Here is a 6392-nt window from a genome sequence, read left to right as displayed (position 1 = left end):
ATAATAAAGACATTTGGGGTGCTTTAGGCTGAGATGATACCCATTGAACCTGATACAGTTAAGACTGGCGAAGGGAAATGTGAAAAGGTTTTTTTCGTATGTCGAAAAGAACTGTCTAATCTTGTAAGCTAAACTCTAATTCTCGTTTGTAATTGGAGTTTTTTTGTTTATCAAAAGAGGATAGGCCTGACGACGAGCTTTTCGGTAGCTCTCCTTGAATGCCCCACTTTTCTTTAAAAAAGGAGTTTTTTATGTTGAAAAAATGGCAGTTAAAAGATGTTATCTTGCTTGCTTTCTTGTCTATCTTTTTTGGTGGCGTTTTTGTGGGTTCGGGTTATCTATTTGATATCCTCACCCTAATCTTGGCCCCTCTTGGTTTGCAGGCCTTTGCCAATGAAATCCTCTTTGGTCTCTGGTGTATGGCTGCGCCCATTGCGGCTATCTTTGTTCCAAGAATCGGAAGTGCAACGATTGGAGAAGTGCTCGCTGCGCTTGCTGAAGTCCTTTATGGTAGCCAATTCGGCCTAGGCGCTCTTTTGTCTGGCTTGGTTCAAGGCTTGGGAAGTGAATTTGGTTTTCTCGTAACCAAGAATCGCTATGAAAGTTGGCTCTCTCTAACTGCTAATAGTATTGGGATTACGCTTTTTAGCTTTGTCTATGAATACATTAAGTTAGGTTACTACGCCTTTTCCCTTCCTTTTGTCCTTTCCTTGCTTGTGGTGCGTTTTATTTCCGTCTTTTTCTTCTGTGCCATCTTGGTTCGTGCCATTGTCAAACTCTATCATCAGTTTGCGGCTGGAGGAAAGGCGTAGATGGGGCTGGAACTACGGGAGATTCAGTCCCCAATCTTTTCGGAGCCGATTGATTTTACTTTTCACGCGCAAGCTTTTACCTTGTTAGTTGGGAGCAGTGGTTCAGGAAAATCCAGTCTCTTTCAAATCATTGCCCAGGTCACTTCCTTGCCCTATAGTGGTCAAGTCCTGATAGATGGAAACCAGGTCAGTCAGCTTTCTATCGTCGAACGTGTCCAGACGGTTGGCATTCTCTTTCAAAATCCCAATCATCAATTTACCATGGAGAACTTGTTTGAGGAGCTGATTTTTACCTTGGAAAATATCGGCCATCCCGTTCAGGAGATTGATTCTAAAATAGCCGAGGTGGTCCAGCAATGTCGCTGCGAGGCAATCTTGCACCGTCCCATCCATCACTTATCAGGTGGGGAAAAGCAAAAGGCTGCGCTGGCTGTTCTATTTGCCATGAATCCTAGGGTCTATCTCTTGGATGAGCCCTTTGCTTCTATTGACCGCAAAAGTAGGATAGAGATCCTAGAGATTCTAAAGGAATTGGCCTCTAATGGGAAGACAGTCATCCTGTGTGACCATGATTTATCAGACTATGGAGCCTACATTGACCATATGGTGGAGCTAAGAGACGGGCAACTGAGGGAAGTGTTTCAAATCCCTACCTCTGAGATGACACAGGTTGCTTCAAAGGAAGTTGCCTCTAGCCTAGAACTATTCCATATGGATCGTGTGACTTGTGAGCTGGGTAATCGTCCCCTCTTTTCGATTGCTGATTTCACGTTTTACCAAGGAATTTCCTGTATCCTAGGTGATAATGGTGTTGGGAAATCAACCCTCTTTCGTTCCATTCTTCAATTTCAAAAGTATAGAGGGCGCATTACTTGGAAGGGTTCGGTCCTAAAAAAGAAAAAGAGTCTGTATCGTGACCTGACGGGTGTCGTTCAGGAAGCTGAGAAGCAATTTATCCGAGTCAGTCTGAGAGAGGAACTTCAATTAGATAGCTCAGACTCGGAAAGAAATCAGCGGATTCTACAAGCTTTACGATATTTTGATCTGGAGCAGGCGCTTGATAAGAGTCCCTATCAATTAAGTGGTGGCCAACAAAAGATTCTTCAGCTCTTGACCATCTTGACCAGCAAGGCTTCTGTGATTTTACTAGATGAACCTTTTGCTGGTTTAGATAATAGAGCCTGCGCCTATTTTTGTCAGTGGATTCTGGAGGACAGAAATCAAGGGAGAAGTTTTTTGATCATTAGCCATCGTTTAGATCCCTTGATTTCTGTGGTCGATTATTGGATTGAGATGACTAGTGAGGGTCTCCGTCATATTAAAGACGTGACCATCAGCAAACCTCTCACATCTCGGAGTATCAATACTCAAGGGGAGGTGAAGTAGTATGGTCAAAGTAGCAACCCAGACACCGATAATCGGTCTCTTCTTTCTAATTTTATCCTTGGAAACATCTTTCATTCCTTCGATTGCTCTTAATCTTTCAGTAGTCGCATTTTGCATTCTCTTCATGCTCTACTACCGTCGATTTAAATTGTTGGCTTGGATGCTTGTGCTCGCCATCTTACCATCCTTTGCCAACTACTGGGCAGTACAGTTACATGGGGATGCTTCGCAGGCAGTGATACTTGGAACGAGGGCCTTTGTGACGGTTTGTATCGGTCTTGTCTTTGTTTCCAGTATTTCCTTAAAAGAGCTTCTCTTGTACTTGGCTCAAAAGGGGTTATCACGGTCTTGGGCCTATGCCTTAATTGTGGTATTCAATGCCTTTCCCCTCATTCAACAAGAAATCAAGTCCCTCAAGGAAGCTTGCTTATTGCGTGGTCAAAAATTGCATGTTTGGTCTCCCCTGATTTACAGTAAGGTTCTGATGACAGTCTTTAGGTGGCGCCATCTTTACCTGAGAGCTCTATCTGCGCATGGATATGACGAGCATGCACAGTTGGAGAATAGTTATCGGACTTTTTATATTTCTCAGAGGACAAAATTGATCTACCTACTTTTCTTTTTATTGCTTCAAACCAGCCTATTTCTATAAAGGAGTTATTATGGAATTTACAGATATTGCGATGGAATTATCCAAGGAAGCTTGGCAGGCTTCCTTTCATCACCCCTTTGTTTTACAGTTACAAGAGGGGAATTTAGAACCTTCTATTTTCCGCTATTACCTGATTCAGGATGCCTACTACCTGAAGTCTTTTTCAGAAGCCTATCACCTCTTGGCTGATAAGACTTCAAACCAAGAGATGAAAAGACTCTTGAAACAAAATGCCCAGAGTCTAGTGGAGGGTGAGTTGTTTATCCGCCAACAATTTTTCATGGAATTAGGAATCAGCGACCAGGAAATGGAGCAACATCCAATCGCTCCAACCTGTTATCATTACATTTCTCATATTTATCGCCAGTTTGCAGAGCCAAACTTGGGCATTGCTTTTGCTAGTTTGCTTCCATGTCCTTGGTTATACCATGATTTGGGCAAGGCACTTAATCGCAAACCATCCCCGAATCCTCTTTATCAACAGTGGATTGAGACCTATATCACCGATGAGTTAGAACAGCAGATTAAAGAGGAAGAAGCCCTGGTCAATCAGCTCTATCGCGAAAGCAACGAGACAGACAAACAAAAAATGCTAGAGGCCTTCCACCGAAGTGTCCACATGGAAGCTAAGTTTTGGGAGATGGCTTACCAACATCAAACCTGGACGAGTGATTTGCAATCCTTAGAATAAGAGAAGAAATAGAAAATGAGAAACCACCAACTACAAGTTCACAAATTAACCATTTTATCCATGATGATTGCCCTTGACGTAGTTCTTACGCCCATCTTTCGAATTGAAGGGATGGCACCGATGTCCAGTGTAGTCAACATTCTTGCAGGAATCTTGATGGGGCCTGTTTATGCCTTGGTCATGGCTACAGTCACAGCCTTTATCCGTATGTCTACTCAAGGTATTCCGCCCTTGGCCCTCACAGGAGCTACTTTTGGAGCCCTCCTTGCAGGTCTCTTTTATAAGTACGGTCGAAAATTTCATTATTCTGCCCTAGGAGAAATCTTGGGAACAGGGATTATCGGTTCTATTGTTTCCTATCCTGTCATGGTTCTCTTTACGGGATCTGCGGCCAAGCTCAGCTGGTTTATCTACACTCCTCGATTTTTCGGAGCAACCTTGATCGGTACAGCCATAGCTTTTCTTGCCTTTCGATTTTTAATCAAGCAGGAATTCTTTAAAAAAGTACAAGGATATTTCTTTGGTGAAAGGATAGACTGATGCAGGAATTTACAAATCCCTTTCCTCTAACCTCCAGCTCCTTAATTCACTGCATCACCAATGAGATTTCCTGCGAGATGCTGGCCAATGGCATTTTGGCTCTGGGATCTAAACCTGTCATGGCAGATGATCCCCGTGAGGTCCTTGATTTTACCAAACAAAGTCAAGCTCTCTTCATCAATTTGGGGCATTTGTCAGCTGAGAAGGAGAAAGCAATCCGTATGGCAGCTTCTTATGCAGCTCAAGCTTGTCTCCCAATGGTAGTAGATGCGGTTGGCGTAGCAGCATCTCCCATTCGTAAGGGACTAGTTAGAGATCTTTTAGAATACAAGCCCACAGTCCTTAAAGGAAATATGTCAGAAATCCGAAGTCTTGTTGGTTTAAAACACCACGGAGTCGGGGTCGATGCTAGTGCTAAAGATCAAGAAACTGAGGATTTGCTTCAAGTCTTGAGAGACTGGTGTCAGCTTTATCCTGGCATGTCATTCTTAGTCACTGGACCCAAGGACCTCATTGTTTCGGAGAATCAGGTTGCAATATTGGGAAATGGCTGTGCAGAATTGGACTGGATAACAGGGACAGGAGACCTGGTTGGAGCCTTGACAGCCGTTTTTCTCAGTCAAGGAAAGACTGCCTTTGAAGCTTCTTGCCTAGCGGTCTCTTATCTCAATATCGCTGCTGAGAGAATTCTTGTCCAAGGAATGGGATTGGAAGAATTTCGTTACCAAGTTCTCAATCAGCTCTCTCTTCTAAAAAGAGATGAAAATTGGCTAAAAGCCATCAAAGGAGATATTTATGAATAGAGAAGCACTTAGACTATATCTAGTAACCAATCGCTACCAAGATTCCTTGGAAAACTTTCTTGAAAAAGTTGAGACGGCCTGCCGTTCAGGTGTTACCATTATCCAACTACGAGAAAAAAATCTCACAACCAACCAATACTATCAACTGGCAAAACAAGTCAAGGAAATAACCGATGCCTATCAGGTCCCCTTAATTATCGATGATCGATTGGATGTTTGTCTTGCGGTTGATGCTGCAGGTCTACATATCGGAGACGATGAACTACCAGTTTCGGTTGCCCGCCAAGTCTTGGGTCCTGACAAAATCCTCGGTGTCACAGCTAAAACAGTAAAAAGAGCCCTCGAGGCAGAAGAAGGAGGTGCGGATTACTTGGGAACAGGAGCTATTTTCCCGACAACTACTAAAGAAAATGCACCTATCACCTTGATTTCAACCTTGAAAACCATTTGCCAAACGGTCGCCATTCCAGTGGTTGCTATCGGAGGCTTGACGTCAGAGAATATTGACCAGCTTATTGGCACTGGCATAGCAGGGGTTGCCGTTGTCCGTGATTTGATGCAGGCAGAAGATATTGAGGCAAAAACGCAAGCTTTTTTAACAAAGCTGGATGACATGATTTCCTAATCAAAAACTCTCTAATTCCCTTAAAGTGGGAACTAGAGAGTTTTTCTTAATCTTTAAAACTTGTATGGTTGACTGGGCCAGAACCATGACCGAGTTGAGGTGCGTCTTGGATGGCTTTTGTGATAAAGGCCTTGGCTTTATCGACTGCTTGATAAAGGGTTTTTCCCTTGGCTAGTTCAGCCGTAATCACTGCAGCAAAAGTACATCCAGTACCATGGGTGTGACAGGTTTGAATTCGTGGACTTTTCCAGACAAATTGCTCCTCTTTGGTAAAGAGGAAATCCTTAGCACCACCTTCAAGATGACCACCTTTGATAACTACAGACTGAGGGCCAAATTCTTTTAAAATCAGGCGACCAGCACGTTGCATGTCTTCTGGATCATGGATTGAAAAACCAACAATCTCTTCTGCCTCAGGAAGATTGGGGGTGATGATGGTAGCAAGGGGAAGCAAGTTTGTTTTTAGGTAGCTTCTCGCACTAGTATCTATCAGGGTGTCCCCACTTGTAGCGACCATAACAGGGTCCAGCACATAGGGACAATCCAGCTTTTTAAGGTAGGGTTGGATGATCTCCATGATCTCAGTAGTTGCCAACATACCAGTTTTCACAGCCTGAGGTTTGATATCCGAAAAGACACTCTCCAATTGAGCTTCCAGCATTTGGTTGGAGACGTGCTCGATTAATTGAACGCCTCTGGTATTTTGAGCGACAAGGCTGGTCACAACGGCCATTCCATAGACATCTCTCGCTTGGAATGACTTCAAATCAGCCATAATGCCAGCACCGCCACTAGGGTCAGTTCCTGCAATGGATAGAGCAACGGGTAAATAAGTCATCTAAAACCTCCCAACCAACTGAAGTTTGTATTCTCAAGAACAAGC

The 6392-nt window shown here is 43.6% G+C and carries 8 protein-coding genes and 1 riboswitch; of the genes, 7 read left to right on the top strand and 1 reads right to left on the bottom strand.

The annotated features are described in order from the left end of the window. The first annotated feature begins 4 nt into the window (after positions 1 to 4). Positions 5 to 93, top strand: a riboswitch (TPP riboswitch). 158 nt (positions 94 to 251) lie between these two features. From GMD6S_RS03240 to thiE, 7 genes are read left to right on the top strand one after another with little or no spacing between them, the layout of a single operon-like run. Beyond that, positions 252 to 812, top strand: a complete 561-nt coding sequence (locus GMD6S_RS03240) for an ECF transporter S component (protein ID WP_000915264.1) — start codon at positions 252 to 254, stop codon at positions 810 to 812. Continuing rightward, positions 813 to 2198: an ATP-binding cassette domain-containing protein gene (locus GMD6S_RS03235; protein ID WP_000522132.1), complete on the top strand. Its 1386-nt coding sequence runs from the start codon at positions 813 to 815 to the stop codon at positions 2196 to 2198. 1 nt (position 2199) lies between these two features. Continuing rightward, positions 2200 to 2850 carry an energy-coupling factor transporter transmembrane component T gene (locus GMD6S_RS03230; protein WP_000241361.1) on the top strand — a complete coding sequence of 217 codons (651 nt, stop codon included), beginning with the start codon at positions 2200 to 2202 and terminating at the stop codon, positions 2848 to 2850. Between the two features lie 10 nt (positions 2851 to 2860). Further along, entirely contained in the window at positions 2861 to 3541 is a 681-nt protein-coding gene (gene tenA / locus GMD6S_RS03225; protein WP_000397195.1) for a thiaminase II, read from the top strand. Between the two features lie 15 nt (positions 3542 to 3556). Next, the gene (thiW, locus tag GMD6S_RS03220) at positions 3557 to 4081 is read left to right on the top strand and encodes an energy coupling factor transporter S component ThiW (RefSeq protein WP_001244055.1); all 525 of its coding nucleotides are present in this window, start codon (positions 3557 to 3559) and stop codon (positions 4079 to 4081) included. Beyond that, positions 4081 to 4884: a hydroxyethylthiazole kinase gene (locus tag GMD6S_RS03215; RefSeq protein ID WP_008292795.1), complete on the top strand. Its 804-nt coding sequence runs from the start codon at positions 4081 to 4083 to the stop codon at positions 4882 to 4884. Before thiW ends, GMD6S_RS03215 begins: the two co-directional genes overlap by 1 nt. Next, positions 4877 to 5509, top strand: coding sequence for a thiamine phosphate synthase (gene thiE, locus GMD6S_RS03210; protein WP_001078202.1), 633 nt, complete (start codon positions 4877 to 4879; stop codon positions 5507 to 5509). The genes GMD6S_RS03215 and thiE overlap by 8 nt, the downstream gene beginning before the upstream one ends. Before the next feature lie 46 nt (positions 5510 to 5555). On the opposite strand, the gene thiD is transcribed toward thiE, so the two are convergent. Beyond that, positions 5556 to 6347 carry a bifunctional hydroxymethylpyrimidine kinase/phosphomethylpyrimidine kinase gene (thiD, locus tag GMD6S_RS03205; protein WP_000221712.1) on the bottom strand — a complete coding sequence of 264 codons (792 nt, stop codon included), beginning with the start codon at positions 6345 to 6347 and terminating at the stop codon, positions 5556 to 5558. Between the last annotated feature and the right edge of the window lie 45 nt (positions 6348 to 6392).

It is taken from the genome of Streptococcus sp. GMD6S, from assembly GCF_000297015.1.
The sequence above is the reverse complement of the archived record's forward strand: the minus strand, read 5'-3'. Positions and strand labels throughout refer to the sequence as shown.